General features: G+C 42.7%; 2 protein-coding genes. Both read right to left on the bottom strand.

Features of this window, described 5'->3' with window-relative positions:
* Positions 1-777, bottom strand: a 777-nt coding sequence (locus ACTJLE_RS06315) for a terminase large subunit domain-containing protein (RefSeq protein WP_481267887.1), incomplete at its 3' end; no start/stop codon positions are given.
* A gap of 125 nt (positions 778-902) precedes the next feature.
* Positions 903-1,127 carry a DUF7678 domain-containing protein gene (locus tag ACTJLE_RS06310; RefSeq protein WP_481267886.1) on the bottom strand — a complete coding sequence of 75 codons (225 nt, stop codon included), beginning with the start codon at positions 1,125-1,127 and terminating at the stop codon, positions 903-905.
* Positions 1,128-1,185: the final 58 nt, after the last annotated feature.

Here is a 1,185-nt window from a genome sequence, read left to right as displayed (position 1 = left end):
AGAAGGATTAGCTTTCTTCCACACCTTAGGATCAGTCCAATCATCCGAATCTTTTGCACCATAAATCACTGGGTAAAAAGTTGGATCAATTTTCCTACCCTCGAGAATATCCACTGCTTTCTGATGCGTCTCATAGCAGATCGAATGCGTATCCGTACCGGCTGTGGTAATCAGAAAATACAGTGGCTGCATGCGAGCATCCCCGGAGCCTTTAGTCATCACGTCAAAAAGTTTACGGTTTGGCTGCGTGTGAAGCTCATCAAACACAACACCGTGAATGTTAAACCCGTGTTTAGAGTACGCTTCAGCCGACAACACTTGGTAGAAACTGTTAGTTGGTAGGAAAATAATACGTTTTTGCGAAGCTAAAATTTTAACCCTACGATTAAGAGCCGGACACATTCTAACCATGTCCGCCGCCACATCAAACACGATCGTTGCCTGCTGACGGTCCGCCGCACAACCATAAACCTCGGCACGCTCCTCATTATCCCCACAGCATAAAAGCAGTGCCACTGCCGCGGCAAGCTCACTTTTACCCATTTTCTTAGGTATCTCAATATAAGCAGTATTAAACTGACGGTAACCATTCGGTTTAACCACGCCAAACAAGTCCCTGATAATCTGCTCCTGCCAGTCAAGGAGCTTAAAAGGCTTACCCGCCCACGTTCCTTTCGTGTGTGTTAAACATTCGATAAAACTTACAGCATAATCCGCTAAATCCTTACTATACGTTGAATCTTCTTTTTTAAACTTAGTAACCTCGTATGCTTGCAACTTAAGCTCCTCCTTTCTTTAGGCATAAAAAAAAAGACGCTTTCAGCGCCCACATCATTTCTTAGTTTTTCTTAACGAGAAACAGGGCCTAAAAGCCCTGCTACTTTTAACTAAACTTAAAGTTTTTAGTTTCTTGCGTCAAGGATCATTTCTAAAGCCCCGTTCGCAAGCTTGCTTGTTGGCATCATGTCCCAGCCTCTATCGTAGTTTGCGATAACCTTGTTATTGTTTTTCAAAGTAAGCTTGGAAATTCGCCCCTGGTTAATCCCATATTCGCTTGGCTCTTCAAAAACCTTCATACTGTAGCTTACAACCTGATCTTCAACCCTAAGCGTATCTTGTTCCCACATGATTTTTCTCCTTTTTCTGTGCTTTTTGTTAGTACTATATATCACTCTAAAAGCACAG

It is taken from the genome of Gardnerella sp. CCPDSM (assembly GCF_056754715.1).
Note: the sequence above shows the minus strand (reverse complement) of the source record. Positions and strands in the feature narration are given on the sequence as shown.